The sequence below is a fragment of the Paenibacillus sp. FSL R5-0766 genome (assembly GCF_037971845.1).
Taxonomy (GTDB): domain Bacteria; phylum Bacillota; class Bacilli; order Paenibacillales; family Paenibacillaceae; genus Paenibacillus.
In genome coordinates, this window is record NZ_CP150227.1 from 1,189,677 (window position 1) to 1,208,122 (window position 18,446).

Genomic DNA, 18,446 nt, shown 5'->3' on the forward strand with positions numbered 1-18,446 from the left:
AGCGAAAGGGAAATTGGGCACATGAAGAAATGGATTAAAATTATCCTCACCGTTGTACTTTTGGCAGGTGTGGGGTACTGGTTGTATGAAAAGTACAAGCCACAACCGGAGGCGCCTATAGAGATTCCGCCCCCGATTACCTTTGATGTGACACAGGAAACGATGACGCAAACGATACAGGTGAAGGGGAAATCCGTATACACCGATCAGACGGATATCTTCGCTCCGTATGCTTCCAACATCAAGCAGTGGCACGTGAAAAGTGGTGAGCAGGTGAGCAAAGGCGATATCCTGTTTACCCTCGATACTTCTACGTTGCAAACAGAAGTTGAACAGTTGCAGAGTGATCTGGAGAAAGCCCAGCTGGAAAACAAGATGAATCAGGTTAGCCTGGATCAGGCGAATATGAGTGAGACCCTTGGCGTGACGGAAGAGGAGCGCAAGAAGGCATTTGCAGATCGGGAAGGTAAACGCCTGACGAATGAGTTGAATCAGAAAGCGCTGGTCCTCAAGGAGAAGGAGATACAGAAAAAGCAGGCAGTTATAAGTAAGTCTGTTGTGTATGCTTCCGCTTCCGGTATATTTCAGATGAATGAAGAGGATAGCAAGACACGTGCGGTGACGGAAGGACAGCTGATCGGATCCATTACAAACATCAGCAAACTGAAATTTATGACGATTGTTGGTGAGGAAGAAATGTTCAGGCTCAAGGTGGGCATGCCAGTTAAGGTGCGAATGACAGCGCAGAAAGACCTGCAATTCACCGGAAAGGTAAGTAAGGTGTCCAAATTCGCCCGCAAGAGTACCGATACGGACCTCAAGCAAGCTTCACAGTTTGACGTGGTCATTGATCTGAAGCCGGACGCCAGAATGTATGGAGGCGTGAGTCTGGAAGGCGATATCGAGACAATGCGGAAGGATACAGTGACGGTAGTGTCCAGTCTCGCGATTATGCGGGATCAGACCGAGCCTTACGTACTGTTAGACAAAGGCAATGGACAGACAGAGCCGCTGACGATCCAGGCTGGAATGGAATCGGGGGACAAGACAGAAGTAGTTAGCGGGTTGAAACCGGGAGACATTGTCGTTTTGCCCTAGACGTAGGAATTTAAGAACAAGGCATCATATGTAGTGACGATCTAGACGAGCGGGTTAATTCGGCATTGGAAAACACGAGGTTCATTGTGGCAGATTGCCAGGATGGACCTCGTGTGTCTTTTGGAGCAAGGGATGTCCAGATTCCTGCCTGAATTATGGAAAAAAATATAATTAAATTTATATAATTCAATTTACAGTAATATTTACATGTCGTATAATCAGAACATAAGGAGGTGACACCGAACATCATGTTTGTAGATGGATAGGCGAAGACCTTTTTTTTAACTGTTTGAAGAAAGCGCTTACCCAATTTAGGATTCAGACATCCCATAAGTCATTTTTCACACTTCTTCATGTCTAACACACGTTCAACCACACCCACCATATTATACTCATTCACATGATTCGCCCTCACACACCATTTGTTTGCTCAAGATTCCAGTGATACAACCATTTCTTTTGGAGGTGATACAACCAACTCATCCGAACGTTCTCTTCGTGCTAAGCATCATAATGACACAGAGGATCAGACATGAGTACAACCCAATCTAACTAAAGGAAAGGTGGAACTATGAAGACTAAATTGAAAACCAAATCGAGAGGTAAGAAGATCCTGCGCAAAGGTGTAAAACAAATGCTTGCAGCAACGCTGCTCGCGGCGGGGATTTTCCCTGGACTGTCTCCAGGCTTGACTCAGGCCGCTGAAGCACATGTGGATAATCCATTTGTAGGGGCAACCGCGTATCTGAACGAGGACTATTCAGCTCTCGTGGATACGTCCATTGCACTGACCAACGATGTGTCGTTGAAGGCCAAGATGGAGACGGTCAAATCGTATCCAACCGCAGTATGGGTTGATCGGATTGCTGCAATCTATGGCGGGACGGACAACGCTGGTCGCAAAAGTGTAGAGCAACATCTGGATGCCGTTCTCGCTCAAAAGAAACCGGGTACGCCTATAACGGCTTCATTTGTTATCTATAACTTGCCTGGACGGGATTGTCATGCACTCGCATCGAATGGTGAACTTCCACTAACACAGGCAGCACTGCAGACCTATAAAACGGATTATATTGATGTGCTCGCAGATATCTTCGCAGATCCGAAGTATCAGGATATTCGTATTATTGCTGTCATTGAACCGGACAGTCTGCCTAACCTTGTGACCAACCTGAGTACACCAGCTTGTGGTCAAGCCAGCTCAACAGGTATCTATGAGGCGGGTGTGAAGTATGCATTGGACAAGCTGCACGCCATTCCGAATGTGTACAACTATCTGGATATCGGCCACTCCGGCTGGCTTGGATGGGATAACAACCGTTCTGCAGCAGTTGCGCTGTATACAAGTGTTGTGCAAGGGACAGCCGCGGGTCTGAGCAGTGCAGATGGTTTCATTACAAATACAGCGAACACCACACCGCTGGGGGAGCCGAACCTGTCTAACCCTGATCTCAATATCGGTGGACAACCGATTAAATCTGCCAAGTTTTATGAGTGGAATCCTTATTTTGACGAAACCGATTTCACCGCTGCGCTGTATGCTGATTTCGTACAAGCTGGCTGGCCAAGCAGCACAGGTTTCCTGATTGATACTAGCCGAAATGGGTGGGGCGGGGTAGACCGTCCAGCATCTGCTACGGGCAGCAACATCAACGATTATGTGAACTCCGGACGTGTAGATCGCCGGGAGCATCGGGGGAACTGGTGTAATGCCAGTGGCGCAGGTATTGGTGAAGCACCTAAGGCTGCACCAGGACCAGCGCATCTGGATGCTTATGTATGGGTGAAACCTCCGGGTGAATCCGATGGCTCCAGCTCCGAAATTCCGAATAACGAAGGCAAAGGTTTCGACCGGATGTGTGATCCAACCTTCACAACGCGGGATGGTGTATTAACAGGTGCATTGCCTAATGCTCCGGTATCGGGTCACTGGTTCCATGATCAATTCGTGGCACTGGTGGAAAACGCATTCCCTGTACTTCCTGCAAGTAACGGTGGAGGCAATCCTCCGGGGGGAACAACAGCTCCGGCAGCACCAGCAGCATTGACAGCTTCTGCCGGTAACGCTCAAGTCTCCTTGACGTGGACTGCTTCTACAGGGGCTACAAGTTACAGTGTGAAGCGGGCATTGAGTGCATCTGGTCCATTCACAACAATTGCAGCCAATGTAAGTGGAACGTCTTACAGCAATACCGGCCTGATCAATGGTACAACCTATTATTATGTGGTAACAGCAACAAATGCAGTAGGTGAAAGTGTTAACTCTGCAACAGCAACAGCTACACCCGTTGCAGGTGTGACGGCGCCAGCAGCACCGACTGCTCTCACAGCAACCGCAGGCAATGCACAGGTGAGCCTGACGTGGACCGCTTCTACAGGTGCAACAAGTTATGATGTGAAACGCGCGCTGAGTGCAACAGGTCCGTTCACAACGATCGCCACGAATGTGAGTGGTACGTCCTACACGAACACTGCCCTCACGAACGGCACGACGTATCATTATGTGGTAAGTGCAGTGAATGCAGCAGGGCAAAGTGCCGATTCCGCTGTAGCTTCCGCGACACCTCAAAGTGTCGTTGTACCAACGAGTGATCTTGTCGTGCAATATCGTGCTGGAGATACCAATGCTCAAGATAGCCAGATCAAACCGTATTTCAACATCAAAAACCTGGGCAGTACTGCTGTGAATCTGAGTGATCTGAAGATCCGGTACTACTTCTCCAAAGAAGGCTCAGCTGCGATGGATTCTGCCATCGATTACGCTCAAGTGGGTGGAGCCAATATCCAGCGTACCTTCACAGATTCCTATGTGGAGCTGAGCTTCACATCTGCTGCTGGCAGCATTCAGGCTGGTGGACAGACTGGAGACATCCAGCTTCGCATGTACAAAACAGACTGGTCCAACTTTGACGAGACGAATGACTACTCCTTCGATCCAACGAAAACATCCTACCAGGATTGGAATAAGGTAACACTCTACCAAGGTGAAAACCTGGTATGGGGTATTGAGCCTTAAGAGGAATCATCGGTGATCTGTAATTCGGTAATTCGGAGTTTAAGATAAGCTACAAGCATGTTAACCCGTCAATCATATGTAAAATACCGCCCTTCTCCGTTGAGGAAAGTGGCGGTATTTACATTGTACAGTTGATAGTACTTTCGCCAAAACATGAATTACTCGCCAAAGAAATTTCTACATATATGCAAAATTCCCTCGGCGTATGGATAGGGGGCAACGTTGTGGTGGAATGATTTTGCCTCGGTCGTTGCATTCTGGAGAAGATATCCATGGGTAACCATCTGAAGCATCTCGATGTCATTTCCACTGTCACCGAAGGCCAATGTATTGGACAGGAGCACCTGATTGTAATCGATCAGGAATTGCACAGCCGCTTTCTTTCCGGTTCCTGCGGGGATAAAATCAACATCATAGGCGTGCTCTGGATCACCCGCCTTGGGATTACACTCATTGATATTGATTCCAATTCCGTGATTGGTAGCCAGATGCCTGATAATATGAATATCATATTGGGTTTTGACTAAAGATTCTGCATAATAATAGTAGTTCATTTTGTAACCGGAATGACCAAATTGAGTCTGTTCGTGGAGAGCAATGTTGTATGTTGATTTCAATTCACCAATTAAATCTTCTACATCTCTACGGGAGAATCCGGATTCTCGAATGATCTTTTGCCATGAAGGAAGGGTAAGCAATTGTCCGTCATGCCGGACTTCCCATAGATCTGTTCCCAGATTGCTTGCTATAAAATGGGGGAACTGCGTCATACCGGCCGTTTTCATTTTTGCCTGTATTTGCTGAATGCTGCTTCCGGTGACCCAGGCTACCTTTACATGATGATTTTTGGCAAGGTGCTGGATATATCTTTCCAACTCGTATACTCTTCTGAGGTGTTCAGGCGAACATTCATGTGGGTAATACGTTTCGTCAAAATCAAAAAATATCAGATATTCAGTTACAGCCGGGGTATAGGTGACTTCCATTTGTGTTATTCCTCCCTAGAGGTTGTTTTCGATATCATAGTTGCTGGGAACGTTCCCAGGTCAATACTTTTCATATGAGGTGTTTATGTTGCCTACCATAATTGATATTTCACGTGTAAGTGGTCTTTCTAAATCTACGGTATCCCGTGTGTTAAACGACCATCCTCATGTATCCATTGAAAGCAGGCAAAAAGTAAAAGAAGCTATCAAGGAGCTGGGATATGTTCGCAATACGCATGGGGTTCAGTTCCGCCTGCAGGCAAGCAATCATATCGGCGTGCTTGTCCCCGATGTGGAGCATCCCTATTTCAGCCAGCTTGTTAGTGCATTAGGTCGTTCCTTAGGCTCCGTGGGGTATCGACTTGTCATCTATCAGACCGAATTATCCCGCGAGTATGAACGTGATGTGTATGCCCGATTGTTACATCGGGAGATGGATGCTGTAATTATTGCGCATTCCCATTTCTCGGAGAGAGAAATTAAAGAATGGTTAGGTTCAGGCATCGGGATCATATGCAACGAAGCGATGGACGGGGAGTTTCTCGATGTCTTTCGAATGGATGAAGAAGATGCGGTTTTTCAAGCGACCTCATATTTGCTGTTGAAGGGACGCCGTCATCTGTTTTTCTGTATGGATTACCTGACACCATTGCAAGAGAAGAGATGGAACGGGTTTCAACGGGCTCACCAACAGTTCGGCCTTCCGTGTGCGAAATCACAATGTTATGCAGGTCTGGTAACTATGGAGGATGGTTATGCCTTGGGTGAACAATTATTTATTTCTGCTCCATTGCCGGATGGAATGATAACGGGTAGTGACTTTGTAGCTACTGGTTTATTGAGAGCAGCAAAGCAAAGGGGAATATCCGTGCCTCAGGAAATGTCCGTTATTGGGTTTGATAACCATCCTGTCGGATTGATGACTAACCCGGAGCTGACCACATTAACCAATTGTATTCCCGAAATGGTCAGGGACGTTACGGAATGCCTTACCCGGCGTTTGAAGGGGATGCAATCTGCTCCTATAGTGAAAACCTATAAGACTTCGTTGATTATACGCGAGTCTACTTAGAAGAAAGTAAAAGAAAAAGAAGGATGGTGAAATCCTTTAAAGAATGCGACAGCCCGATGTATGTGAATTGGAAAAGTGTACCCCAAGTTAGTTAGTATGTGCTAATTAATTCTTTGGCGGGATAACCTCACAAACACTGAATATTAATCGTTTTGGACGGATATTTGCCTATGTCATTCCAGGCAGGGTAGCTATAATAATACCCGACGGGCAGGATGGGGCTGCTCAGAGTAAAGAGGGCAGGAAAGGGGGACGGAGCCGAGAAAGTCTGTTTAGGAGAATTATTCTTTTATACTTTTGTAAGCGCATTCAGGAAAATGTGAACATATGGATTACCGAACGTCTAATCATTCGATATGTATAAACGTAACCTATTCTGTCTCAAGGAGCGTGAAGGTGGATGAACTCAGAAACAACAGCGCCGGTACATAAAGGATCGGCTTCAGGTCTGCAATCAGGCCGCAGAAAGGCTCGTATGCCACTTGCAGCCAAGGTGCTCTCTTCGGCACTCAGCGTAGCTTTGCTCATTGGAGGAACAGCAGGAATCACTGGAGCAGAAGCTTCGAATGGGAAGGGTGCGCCGGAAGCCAGCCTGCAATCTAGCAAAGGAGGCAGTCACATGAAAAGTATTCAACTGGAGTATCTGGATCGGGGACTGGTGGCTGCGTCGACATCCGAAGGGGTGTTTCTCAGTTGGAGATTGCTTGGTGATGAGGCTACAGGGTATAGCGACAAAGGGCTGACAGGTACGGACTTCAACGTCTACCGTGATGGCAAAAAGGTCGCTACCGTCACCGACAGCACCAACTATGTAGATGCCGCAGGCAAATCGTCTTCCCGTTATGAAGTGGCAGCAGTCAACAAGAAGGGCAAGGAGAGCAAACGCAGTGCATCCGTCAAACCTTGGGCGAACGGCTATGTGGACATTCCACTGAAAAAACCCGCCGATGGTGTGACGCCTGCGGGAGAAGCTTACACGTATTCCGCCAATGACATGAGCGTGGGTGATGTGGATGGGGATGGCCAATATGAGTTTTTCGTCAAATGGGACCCTTCCAATGCCAAGGACGTATCGCAAAAAGGATACACCGGTAAAACCTACATTGATGCGTACACCCTGGACGGACAATTGCTGTACCGAATCGATCTTGGGGTCAACATCCGGGCAGGTGCTCACTATACACAGATGCTCGTTTATGATTTTGACGGGGATGGCAAAGCCGAGATGATGTTTAAGACCGCTCCGGGCACGAAGATTATCAAATATAACAAAAAAGGCAAAGTGACATCCGAGAAGTACATCACGTTACCGAAGGAAGATCGCAAGGCAGGTGTGAAGAACGAGGATGATTATCGTTTAAGTGCTGACGGTTACTACGACCACGTGGTGGATATGTTCAGAAGCTGGCATAAACATGATGAGGTTGTGAAAGGGAACTGGCCTGCGACATTGGAAGAGGCTTTTGGAATGGAGAAAAAATATAATTACCCATTATCTCAGCAGGATGCCGAGAGCCTGGCTGACTACTTCATTGATGTATATGCGGTAGAACGCAGCAACCGCAATGAGCTGCGCAAGTTTGAAGGTTTTATCGTGGATGGTCCTGAGTATGTTACGGTATTTGAAGGCAAATCAGGCAAAGAGCTGGAGACCATTCCATATGAACCTGAGCGTTATGATGATGGTCTGATGTGGGGCGATTATGCAATGGCACGGATCGAACCGGGCAATCGGGTGGACCGTTTCCTGGCAGGCGTGGCGTATCTGGATGGAAATAAACCGTCTGCTATCTTTGCACGCGGATATTATACACGTTCAACGATGGTTGCCTACAATTGGGACGGCAAGAAGCTGAAAAAGGAATGGAAAGTGGACAGCGGCTGGACACCGATGAAGAACCCGTTCAATGACGGGCCGCATGGTGTGGATGGCACAGATCCAGAGTACGGCTCCATTACTACTCAGGGAGCGCACTATTTCAGTGTGGCGGATGTGGATGGAGACGGCAAACAGGAGATTATCTATGGCTCCGCCACGATTGATCATGACGGCAGCGTGCTGTACAGCTCAACAGACCTGATGCCTGCCGAAAGTGCTGCACCGGGAACCATTGCCCGTCTGGGTCATGGGGACGCTCTTCATGTGGCAGATATCGACCCGGATCGTCCGGGACTGGAGATTTTTATGGTACATGAGGGTGGTCCTTGGGCGCCATACGGCTATTCCCTGCGTGATGCGAAGACCGGAGAAGTAATCTATGGTGGATACACGGGGAAAGATACCGGTCGCGGCATGGTGGGGGATGTTGATCCGACTCGCCGTGGGCTGGAGACATGGGCTGTAGGATTATGGACAGCGACTGGTGAAAAAATCAATGATCAGATGCCGGGAACGAATATGAATATCCGTTGGGCTGCCGATATGACGACACAGATCGTTGATGGTGCGATTGATGTTACACCAACCATCAAAGACTGGAATCGTGGCACATTGCTGACGGCAACAGGCACATTGACTAACAATCACACCAAAGGTACACCTTCTCTCGTGGCTGATATCTTCGGGGATTGGCGGGAAGAGATGCTGGTGAGAACCACCGACAGTTCAGCGATTCGTATCTATCTGAGTACCGAGAAAACGGACCGCAAATTGTACACGCTGATGCATGATGCGATGTATCGTGTGGGCATTGCCGGGCAGAACAGTGGATACAACCAGCCTTCCTATCCGTCCTTTTACATGGCGTCGGATATGGACTGGTCCAAAGTAACGCTGCCTAAGTTCTACACGCCAGGTAAGGGCGGAAAGTAAGCAGGTTGATGAAATAGTAAGATAGCATAAAACTGGATCAGATTGTAACGTAAAGAAGCAGCGTCAATGGTTATGAGCAAGTTCTAAAGCATTTTGAAGTGTTGTAAAGCTCTGGATTCTCCCCTGTGTCTCGGCACATGGGGGTTTCAGAGCTTTTTTACATGAGGATCTGATGGAGTTGGGAATAGAGCTTGCCATGTTCGGGCGATCCATGTTACGTCAATCTTTTATATCGTTAGAGTCTAGATGCTCGGTTGAAGCGAACGCTTCAATGGTGTAATTTCCTTGATCATGGATCAATGTGGTGATGGAGCATTCGGGGATCAATTGGTTCTGCATAGCTATAAAGTCGGAATGCCAGACGTTAAGCTCACGCTCGGTAAAGGTTTGCACCAGAAAATCCGTAATGAGTCCACCATGTGCAACCACAATAATGTTACTGTTCTCTGGCTCTTCATTAGCCAGTTCGGTTAGGAGGGAGGCCAGACGTTCACCAGCCTGTTTTGCCGAGTCTCCCACGGGTGGAATGAAATCTGGGTCAGACGTACATCGATCCCACATCGCAATGAATTCTTCGAATGACTGATCCGGGGAATCGCCCCAATTGGCACGTTCGCGCAGGCGAGGGTCTTCGGTTATATGGGCATGGGTAAGGCGGGAAATCATACTTGCGGTTTCTCGGGCTCGTCGAAGTGGGCTGGTAAGAATTTTAGTAACGGGAAAGGTAGCTTTGGCAAAATGAAGTGCCGTGGCTTCGGCTTGTAAAGCCCCTTCGGAAGTGAGGGAGACATCACCGATTCGTCGTTCTTTGAGACCATGTCTCACCAAATGAAAGGTGGTACTCATGAGCGGAAACCTCCTTAAGTATAGACAGTTTACATAAAGGATTAGATGATATACTAATTATATATTTATCTAATTACATAATACAACCATCATTTAAGTCAGGACAGTTTATATCCACCCGACAGAATTGTTACAATGGAGAAAAGTGAGGATCGATCATTGTAGGAATGGAGGTATGGATATGAGCATTACGAAGCACTGGACAGGAAGCCTGTATCAGGAGGCATTGCGAACTGAGGACTGCGGGCCGCGTTTCTACGCTTACTATTACAAGCAGTGGGACAACTATCGTATGTCCTATCACCATCATGAATCCACAGAGATCATGTATATTATTTCGGGAATGTGCCGGGTGGATGTGCAGATGTCGGATGGGAGTTCGGAGCAGGCTGTTTTGAAAAAAGGGCAGTTCATTATGCTGGACGCAGGTGTCCCGCACCGTTTGCTGGTGGAAGATGGTGTCCCTTGCCGGATGCTCAATGTGGAGTTTGGATTCTCAGGCTCGCCTCCCGGACAGCTATCCATCCGTCAGCTCGCGCTGGAGGAGGAAGAAGTTCGCACTCTACTCTCTAATGCTTCGCCATATCTGGTACTGCCTGACCCGGAAGAGGTGTATCATATTATGAAAAGTCTGGTCCTGGAACTCGACCAGCGAGGTCTGCTGGAGCAAGGAAGGTCATCTTTACCAATAGGAGTTATTCCTACAGAGAAAAGGGCACAACATCGCGAAGCCCGGAATCTCTCGTCCCCGGAACAGGGTATGCTGGTACGTACACTGTTTATTCAGTTGCTGGTCCGTGTTGCACGTCTGCGCGGAGAAATGAGCCGGAGTGCGCCAGATCAGGCGGAGCTGTATGTCAAACGAACCATTGAATTCATGCATCACAATATGGATCGCAACATTCAGATGAAGGATATTGCGGCAGCAGTTAATCTGCATCCAGGCTATTTACATCGTATTTTTCGTCAGCACACGCAGCGCACACCTACCGACTACCTGACGATGCTTCGCATGGAGAAGGCCAAGATGCTGCTTCAGCAGACGAATATCCCGATTTCGGAAATCTCCGACTATGTTGGAGTAGGCAGTCGTCAGTATTTTCATATGTTGTTCAAGAAATATACAGGCTCGACTCCAGTTGAATTTCGCTCCTCTATGGAACGACATGTTAGTCAGTACCCGCCGGATGAATGAGCCGATTGCAGTTATTTTTGAATACATATCGATTAGTGGATCTGGCGCATAAAAGTTAGGATTTTTGACAACAAGATCTTGAACAGGTCATGATTTTGATAACGCTTCCCTATTTGCCGTTGGTACAATGATTTCATGAAGAGAGTCATTAACCGAAGCAAAAGATTCGGATTAGGGGAGGACATAGGCATGTCGTTTAAAGTGGCGTTTATCGGGGCAGGAAGTATCGGATTTACACGGGGATTGCTAAGGGATTTGCTCACGGTACCAGAGTTTAACAACATCGAGATTGCGTTCTGCGATATTAACCAGCACAATCTGGATATGGTGACTGAGCTGTGTCAGCGGGATATCCGTGAGAATGGATTGAATATTCAGATTCAGCCGACAACGGATCGGAGAGAAGCGTTAAAAGATGCGAAGTATGTACTGTGTACGATTCGTGTTGGGGGACTGGAAGCATTTGCAACCGATGTGGATATTCCACTGAAATATGGGGTTGATCAATGTGTCGGCGATACGCTGTGTGCAGGCGGCATTATGTACGGACAACGGGGAATCGCCGAGATGCTGGATATCTGTAAAGATATTCGTGAACAGAGTGCACCCGACGTGCTGCTCTTGAACTATTCCAATCCGATGGCGATGCTGACTTGGGCTTGCAATAAGTATGGTGGTGTGCGGACGATCGGACTGTGTCATGGTGTACAGCATGGTCATCATCAGATTGCGGAAGCTTTTGGCTTGAAAAAGAGCGAAGTGGATATTATCTGTGCCGGCATCAACCATCAGACCTGGTACATTCAGGCGTCTCATGAAGGTAAAGACCTTACAGGTGATCTGCTCGAAGCCTTCGAGAAACATCCGGAGTACAGCCGCACTGAGAAAGTGCGGATCGATATGCTGCGCCGCTTCGGATACTACAGCACGGAATCGAATGGTCATCTGAGTGAATATGTGCCGTGGTATCGCAAACGTCCGGAAGAGATCAACGAATGGATCGACCTGGGCAACTGGATTAACGGAGAGACAGGTGGGTATCTGCGGGTATGTACCGAGGGACGCAACTGGTTTGAGACTGATTTTCCAAACTGGATGAAGGATGAACCGATGCAATTCATTCCGGAAAAACGGGGTGAGGAGCACGGTTCGTACATTATTGAAGGGCTGGAGACGGGACGTGTCTATCGTGGACATTTCAATACCGTTAATAATGGAGTAATCTCGAACCTGCCAGATGATGCGATTATTGAAGCACCGGGATATGTGGATCGCAACGGCATCTCCATGCCGCATGTAGGCGATCTGCCACTTGGTCCGGCTGCGGTATGTAATGTGAGCATTTTCGTGCAACGTCTTGCGGTTGAAGCCGCGGTGAACGGAGACGACAAATTACTTCGTCAGGCGTTCATGATGGACCCGCTCGTGGGTGCCGTGTGTAATCCAAAAGAAATCTGGCAGATGGTCGACGAGATGCTGGTTGCACAGGCCCAGTGGTTGCCGCAGTACGGGGATGCGATTGCTGCCGCAGAAGAGAGACTTGCTGCTGGCGACCTTATTCCAACAAAGGAATATGAAGGTGCAGCACGTCTTAAGGTGAAAACGGTGGAAGAAATGAAACAGGATCGCGATGCTGCCAACAAAAACGCAGGTGAATCCGATAAAGGGAAAGATAGAGAGAAAGTGCAGCAATAGATGGAGGCAAGATGTACAATAACGAAATATAAACGGAATATGGAATCAAATGAAGAAAAACGAATAAGAAATATAAAGAGTAGACGGGCCCTCCCCAGTATTGGAGGGCCTGTTTGGTTTTATTTTGATTCAACGACATGAACCACAAACGTAAAAGAAGTATCTCCTAGGCTGATCTGTGAATCTTGAGGTGAAGACCAGCGGAGAAATGCACTGTAATAATGTGTCCCTGGTTCCTTGGGAAGTTGGAAGGTCCCCTCCGTAGAAGTAATGGATTGATTGCGCTTGTTCACATATTCAGAAATATTTATCTCATCTGGGGGGATATCTATACCCATATCTATGGATAAAGTCTCACCGACAAGAACTTGGACGGGAGTGTTGTCTTCAAAATTTAGGCTAGCGTAATCAGCGCAGGCGCCTCCCCAACAATAACTGCCCTGGATAGCGGGAATAGAGATGCCGCTTTCGCTCTGAATAGTTGGCGTAGGAAGTTTCTGAGGTAAGTTGGATTCCGATTCCTGAACCTGTTCTAGTCCCATTTCGATTTCCTTTGTAACATTACTTGGAGTCGAATTACAGCCAGATAATATCAGCATAGTTGAAAGAAATACCAATGTGGTCAAGGTTCTTAACGTATTGAAGAATTTTATTTTGTCCACCTCCCTAATATCTTCCAGACGAAAAGCAAGAGAGGAATGTTGCTAAAGTTACTCTTGCGATGCATATTTACCATGTGATACATATTACCTTTACAGACATAGTAATGTGTCTTATAGTATACACAGGACGGAAGAAAGTCGGTGAAACTCGTAGATGGATGTGCAAGTGATTAACAGTGATCTGATTCGGGGCAATATTGACCCCATCATTCTGAGTGTACTTATACCCGCAGATAACTATGGCTACAGCATTATTAAGGAGATCTATCGCAAGAGCGGAGAGCAGTTTGAATTGAAGGAACCCACGCTTTATTCCAGTTTGAAGAGGCTGGAGAAGAGTGGATATGTGGAGTCCTACTGGGGGGAAGAGACGCAGGGAGGACGACGCAAATATTACCGAATTACAACGCAAGGCCTCGAAGCCTATAGAGAGCAGGTTCATGCTTGGCAAGCAGCCAAGGCACTGATTGATTGCATGATTGTCACTGGAGAAAAAGGAGATGAAGACCTATGAGATTGGAAGTTCGCATCACCCGTCATGTGAATCGTTTGTTCGCTCATGCACAAGATACATTGGACAACCGAGAATTAAAAGAAGAGATTCACAGCAATCTCGCTGCGCGGATTGACGATTATATCTCGCAGGGGATGAGTGAAGAGAAGGCGTTCCAGACCGCCATTCAGCATATCGCTGGTATGGATGAAGTGATGAGTGACCATCGAAGGGTACAACGTGTTCCTTACTGGACAGCGTTGTTGCAGTCTGCTCTGATTTATAGCCTCATAGCCTGGATCATTACCATTCCAATGAGAGTGCTGATGCAAGGCTCCGCCATAAACAATCTGCTTATGATCGTGAGTCTCATTGTTGGTGGCATGTATGTATTGTATCTGTTGATCAACAAGACGAACGATTCTGCAACTTCCGTGAAAACCACGGTTATTCGAATTCCTGCCTTAGTGCAGTGGAATCGCAGAATATGGTGGTTGTGGGCGGTATTAATACTCGTACTATGGGGGACGCAGGCAGCGTTGCGATTCGGAAGCAGCATCTGGTTTAATCGACCCATTCAGGTGGATGGACCCTATCAGTTTGCAGTGATCGTCATTGCCTTTGCCATCCCATTACTAAGTGTTATTATTCCTTTGGTTGTGCATCGCGCGTATCGGATCGTTAGTAAGTATGAAGTGAGTGATGCGTTATGAGAATTAGAAACATATGGATTATAACACTTGTTGTGTTGGGCATCATTGGCTTAGTGATTGTTGAGGGCTTCGTTAATCCGAAGATCGAGGCGAAACAGGCTCGGTACGAGGAAGAGCAGCAGAATCCGCTGACACATGATTTTGCCGCGTTAGCCGAATATCGCAGTCCCTACATGGGTGATCATTCAAACCTTAGTCATCTGAATCAGGCTTTACCTTTACGTGAAAGATTGAATGGTTACCAACTGTACCCGGAGACGTTCACGGTCCAAGTGAATTATAGCTTGGATACGCGTGAGATGGATGCAGAGGAACTTGAGCGGATACTTGTATATAATGCGGTTGCGAACTTTGTTATGATCGATAATCTGGAGCAGATCGTCTACCAGTTTGAGAATACCAGCCATACCTTACGTCGTGAATCTGCCCAACAATGGACAGGTACGGAATTAAAGGAGCTTCAGAACCCGGAGCTATGGAATTCGACTGTACGCGAGAAGCTGGTGGAACCGGCACAAGTGAAAGAGGTTTTTTCACAGATTGTTGACAATTAAGCTGCATGAAATAGAAGGAAATAGGCAAGAGACTCGACTCTTCTCCCATGCTATGTTATTATAAATCTCTGATAACGTGGTAACGAACTAAAGCGTTTGGGTTTTGGTTACAGACTTGGAGGGGTTCGAGAGATGAGAAAAAAAGCGATTCTACTATTATTTATTAGTATATGTGTATTGATTGTGGCTGGTTGTTCCAGTTCCGCAAGCAAAGACGATAACACGATTGTTGTAGGAATTGATGACAAGTTTGCTCCAATGGGCTTCCGGGACGAGCAGAATGAAATTGTTGGTTTTGATATTGATTACGCAAGAGCTGCAGCGGAGAAAATGGGTAAAGAAATCACATTCCAGCCAATCGACTGGTCTTCCAAAGAATCAGAGCTGAACAGTGGCCGGATCGATATGATCTGGAACGGGTACACCATTACGGATGAGCGTAAAGAGAAAGTGCTCTTTACGAAGCCGTATCTGGAAAACAGTCAGGTAGCTATTACCTTGGCAGACTCGCCAATCACAAAGCTGGATGAACTCGATGGTAAAAATGTGGGATTGCAGGCACTATCCTCCGCGGCAGATGCACTAGCAGCAAGTCCACTGAAGGATAAAGTGAAAGCTTCCGAATTTAAGGATAACGTGCTTGCACTGACGGATCTGAAGACAAAACGTCTGGATGCGGTCATCATTGATGAAGTGGTAGCGAGATACTACATGTCCAAAGAAGAGGGAACATTCAAACTGATGGATGAATCTCTTGCACCGGAACAATATGGCATTGGTATCAAAAAAGGCAATGAAGAGCTTCTGAATCAGCTGCAAAAAGCGTTGGATGAGCTGAATGCAGACGGAACAGCTGCTAAAATCTCCACCCAATGGTTGGGTGAAGACAAGGTTTTGAAATAGGCAGGTTACACACCTGATATATAGTTAGAAACAAAACGGACCCCGTATTCCATGCTGGAGCGATTCATGCCCCAGAGGAATGCGGGGTTAACAGATTAGAGGAGACAAAACAATGAGTTGGGATTATTTATCGACCATTTTAAAACCTATGCTAGAGGGTGCGCAGACCACCGTTTTCATGTTCTTGCTAGCGATTGTGTTATCTGTACCGCTTGGATTTGCGGTCACGCTTGCTATGAGAAGCCAAATTAAACCACTGGCATGGATTGCCCATACGTATGTATATGTGATGCGAGGAACACCGCTGCTGCTCCAAATTCTATTCTTCTGCTTTGGATTACCGTTGCTTCCGGTGATTGGAGAGTATCTGGTGTTTGATCGTTTTGTTGCAGCGGGGATTGCGTTCATCCTAAACTATGCGGCGTACTTCGCTGAAATCTTCAGGGGCGGACTGCTTTCCATTGATAAGGGGCAACATGAGGCAGCGAAGGTACTGGGGTTAACAAAGTGGCAAACGATGACTAAAGTCATTATTCCTCAGATGATTCGTGTAGTATTGCCCGCAACGGCCAATGAATCCATTACGCTCATCAAGGATACGGCACTGCTCTATGCCGTGGCTGTGCCCGAGCTGTTGTATTACGCCCAAGCGGCGGTAAATCGCGACTTACAGCTGACACCTTTCTTCGTGGCGGCGGTTATGTATCTGCTCATGACACTTGTACTCACCGTGCTGTTCAAGGCACTGGAGAAGCGGTTTTCATTTGAATAAATTAAATCTGATCAATCAAAGGACTGTCTGCATATGACACATATAATAGAAGTAAATCAATTGAGAAAATCATTCGGCACACTTGATGTACTGAAACAGGTATCTTTCAACGTGGAACCAGGCGAAGTAATTGCCGTCATCGGACCTTCGGGTTCGGGGAAAAGTACGATGCTGCGCAGCCTGATTCATCTGGAGGATATTTCGGGCGGAACGATTCGCATTCAGGATCAGACGTTGGTTGATAATGGCCGTTACGCGGGTGCCGCAGATATTCGCAAGATGACGGATCGTATGGGGATGGTATTCCAGCATTTCAACTTGTTCCCGCATCTGACTGTACAAGATAATCTGGAACTCGCACCGAAAACTTTGAAAAAAGAAAGTTCAAGCGTCATCAGGCATCGCAGTCTGGAATTACTCGGCAAAGTAGGGCTGTCGGACAAGGCCGATGTCTACCCTGGTAATCTGTCCGGTGGACAGAAACAACGTGTAGCTATTGCCCGCGCACTCATGATGCAACCGGACATCCTCCTGTTCGATGAGCCGACATCGGCACTTGATCCGGAGCTGACCGGGGAAGTGTTACGCGTAATCAAACAGCTGGCACAGGAAAACATGACGATGATGATCGTCACGCATGAGATGGGCTTCGCCCGTGACGTTGCGGATCGCGTATTCTTCATGGATAACGGGGAAATCGCAGAGGCGGGACCTCCAGAACAGATCTTCGGCAATCCAAAACTTGCACGTACTCGGACATTTTTGCAGCGGGTGGAAGTGGAAGGATAGAAGAGACTTCAAATCTAAGAAATGTGGAAAGAACGCAATCCTTTGAGTAATAAGGGTGCGTTCTTTTTTTAAAAAATATAGCTTATGTCCACAGGTATATGTTCCAGATCATCAATACAAGGGTCAACACGATATAAGTTACTACATTCCAACGTGTTCGCATTCGATAAGTGGTGTAACTCATGATTCCAAACAAAACAATACTAAAACATAATACAGCTACATTATTTCGATAAAGAGCAATAGGTAGAAGCATCACAATCATAAGTATGTTCATTACTTTATCGATTTTCATCGTAGTGATCCCCCAAAGATATTCAGAAAAGTATTACGACTATAATAATATCTATATGTTAGAGGTATTCTTGATTTGTATCATCACATGGATAAACAGTTCTTAAATTCATATCCTTGAAGGGAGGATTTACCTTGGAACATCACGAAAATGATGTAGATCATTATTATAACGACACATTGCCACCACCGCCTTATGTAGTACCAAAGACCAATAGTAAGTCGATTGTATCACTTGTTTTGGGGATTCTGTCCGTCACGATTCCTTACGTGGGAATTTTAATCGGAATCGCCGCGATTATATTTGCATCTTTAGCCTTCAAAGAGATCAGAGTTCGCATGGAGCAAGGAAAAGGGTTAGCGATTGCTGGTCTAGTTTGTGGAATCATTGGTACAGCGATGTATGTATTACTTATTGCGTTCGTGCTATTGTTTACTTTCGCTGTCACAAGCTTTGATATATCTTCTACATACTAGAAATATGAAGTTAGCAAACTTAGATTGTATCTAAAACTAGAAAAGCAAAGGCGTACCTTAGCCAACACC

At 46.7% G+C, this 18,446-nt stretch carries 16 protein-coding genes; 13 read left to right on the forward strand and 3 right to left on the reverse strand.

From position 1 onward, the window contains the following. Positions 1-21 precede the first annotated feature (21 nt). Positions 22-1,098 (forward strand): efflux RND transporter periplasmic adaptor subunit, encoded by a 1,077-nt coding sequence (locus tag MKY66_RS05315; protein ID WP_076213517.1) that lies wholly within the window; start codon positions 22-24, stop codon positions 1,096-1,098. A gap of 571 nt (positions 1,099-1,669) precedes the next feature. Further along, a complete protein-coding gene (locus MKY66_RS05320; RefSeq protein ID WP_179088554.1) occupies positions 1,670-4,114 on the forward strand; it encodes a glycoside hydrolase family 6 protein in 2,445 nt (814 codons plus the stop codon). Positions 4,115-4,272: 158 nt separating this feature from the next. Here MKY66_RS05320 and MKY66_RS05325 read toward each other — a convergent pair whose 3' ends face one another. After that, a complete protein-coding gene (locus MKY66_RS05325; RefSeq protein ID WP_076213520.1) occupies positions 4,273-5,100 on the reverse strand; it encodes an HAD-IIB family hydrolase in 828 nt (275 codons plus the stop codon). Between the two features lie 85 nt (positions 5,101-5,185). Between MKY66_RS05325 and MKY66_RS05330 the strand changes: the two genes are divergently transcribed. Both MKY66_RS05330 and MKY66_RS05335 read left to right on the forward strand, forming a co-directional pair. Further along, complete coding sequence (locus MKY66_RS05330; protein ID WP_256704284.1) at positions 5,186-6,172, forward strand: LacI family DNA-binding transcriptional regulator; 987 nt, start codon at positions 5,186-5,188, stop codon at positions 6,170-6,172. Between the two features lie 475 nt (positions 6,173-6,647). Next, positions 6,648-8,984 (forward strand): rhamnogalacturonan lyase, encoded by a 2,337-nt coding sequence (locus MKY66_RS05335; RefSeq protein ID WP_076213623.1) that lies wholly within the window; start codon positions 6,648-6,650, stop codon positions 8,982-8,984. A gap of 219 nt (positions 8,985-9,203) precedes the next feature. Here the strand turns inward: MKY66_RS05335 and MKY66_RS05340 are convergent, their stop codons facing one another. Continuing rightward, positions 9,204-9,830, reverse strand: coding sequence for a histidine phosphatase family protein (locus MKY66_RS05340; RefSeq protein ID WP_076213523.1), 627 nt, complete (start codon positions 9,828-9,830; stop codon positions 9,204-9,206). A gap of 181 nt (positions 9,831-10,011) precedes the next feature. Between MKY66_RS05340 and MKY66_RS05345 the strand changes: the two genes are divergently transcribed. Together MKY66_RS05345 and MKY66_RS05350 are read left to right on the forward strand one after the other, a co-directional pair. Continuing rightward, positions 10,012-11,025 carry an AraC family transcriptional regulator gene (locus tag MKY66_RS05345; RefSeq protein WP_076213525.1) on the forward strand — a complete coding sequence of 338 codons (1,014 nt, stop codon included), beginning with the start codon at positions 10,012-10,014 and terminating at the stop codon, positions 11,023-11,025. A 189-nt stretch (positions 11,026-11,214) separates the two neighbouring features. Continuing rightward, positions 11,215-12,720: an alpha-glucosidase/alpha-galactosidase gene (locus tag MKY66_RS05350; RefSeq protein ID WP_076213528.1), complete on the forward strand. Its 1,506-nt coding sequence runs from the start codon at positions 11,215-11,217 to the stop codon at positions 12,718-12,720. A 119-nt stretch (positions 12,721-12,839) separates the two neighbouring features. Here the strand turns inward: MKY66_RS05350 and MKY66_RS05355 are convergent, their stop codons facing one another. Then, on the reverse strand, positions 12,840-13,346 hold the full coding sequence (locus MKY66_RS05355; RefSeq protein WP_339806988.1) for a hypothetical protein: 507 nt from the start codon (positions 13,344-13,346) through the stop codon (positions 12,840-12,842). Between the two features lie 190 nt (positions 13,347-13,536). Between MKY66_RS05355 and MKY66_RS05360 the strand changes: the two genes are divergently transcribed. The 7 genes from MKY66_RS05360 to MKY66_RS05390 all read left to right on the forward strand — a co-directional run bounded on the left by MKY66_RS05360 (position 13,537) and on the right by MKY66_RS05390 (position 18,377). Beyond that, positions 13,537-13,896: a PadR family transcriptional regulator gene (locus MKY66_RS05360; protein ID WP_047841826.1), complete on the forward strand. Its 360-nt coding sequence runs from the start codon at positions 13,537-13,539 to the stop codon at positions 13,894-13,896. Then, a complete protein-coding gene (locus MKY66_RS05365) occupies positions 13,893-14,588 on the forward strand; it encodes a permease prefix domain 1-containing protein (RefSeq protein WP_076213533.1) in 696 nt (231 codons plus the stop codon). Before MKY66_RS05360 ends, MKY66_RS05365 begins: the two co-directional genes overlap by 4 nt. Beyond that, positions 14,585-15,142, forward strand: coding sequence for a DUF4825 domain-containing protein (locus MKY66_RS05370; RefSeq protein WP_076213535.1), 558 nt, complete (start codon positions 14,585-14,587; stop codon positions 15,140-15,142). The genes MKY66_RS05365 and MKY66_RS05370 overlap by 4 nt, the downstream gene beginning before the upstream one ends. A 132-nt stretch (positions 15,143-15,274) precedes the next feature. Continuing rightward, the gene (locus tag MKY66_RS05375; RefSeq protein WP_036606344.1) at positions 15,275-16,045 is read left to right on the forward strand and encodes an amino acid ABC transporter substrate-binding protein; all 771 of its coding nucleotides are present in this window, start codon (positions 15,275-15,277) and stop codon (positions 16,043-16,045) included. 112 nt (positions 16,046-16,157) lie between these two features. Further along, positions 16,158-16,817: an amino acid ABC transporter permease gene (locus MKY66_RS05380; protein WP_076213538.1), complete on the forward strand. Its 660-nt coding sequence runs from the start codon at positions 16,158-16,160 to the stop codon at positions 16,815-16,817. A gap of 33 nt (positions 16,818-16,850) precedes the next feature. Beyond that, positions 16,851-17,606 (forward strand): amino acid ABC transporter ATP-binding protein, encoded by a 756-nt coding sequence (locus MKY66_RS05385; protein ID WP_076213541.1) that lies wholly within the window; start codon positions 16,851-16,853, stop codon positions 17,604-17,606. A 429-nt stretch (positions 17,607-18,035) separates the two neighbouring features. After that, positions 18,036-18,377, forward strand: coding sequence for a DUF4190 domain-containing protein (locus tag MKY66_RS05390; RefSeq protein ID WP_076213546.1), 342 nt, complete (start codon positions 18,036-18,038; stop codon positions 18,375-18,377). The last annotated feature ends 69 nt before the right edge of the window (positions 18,378-18,446 follow it).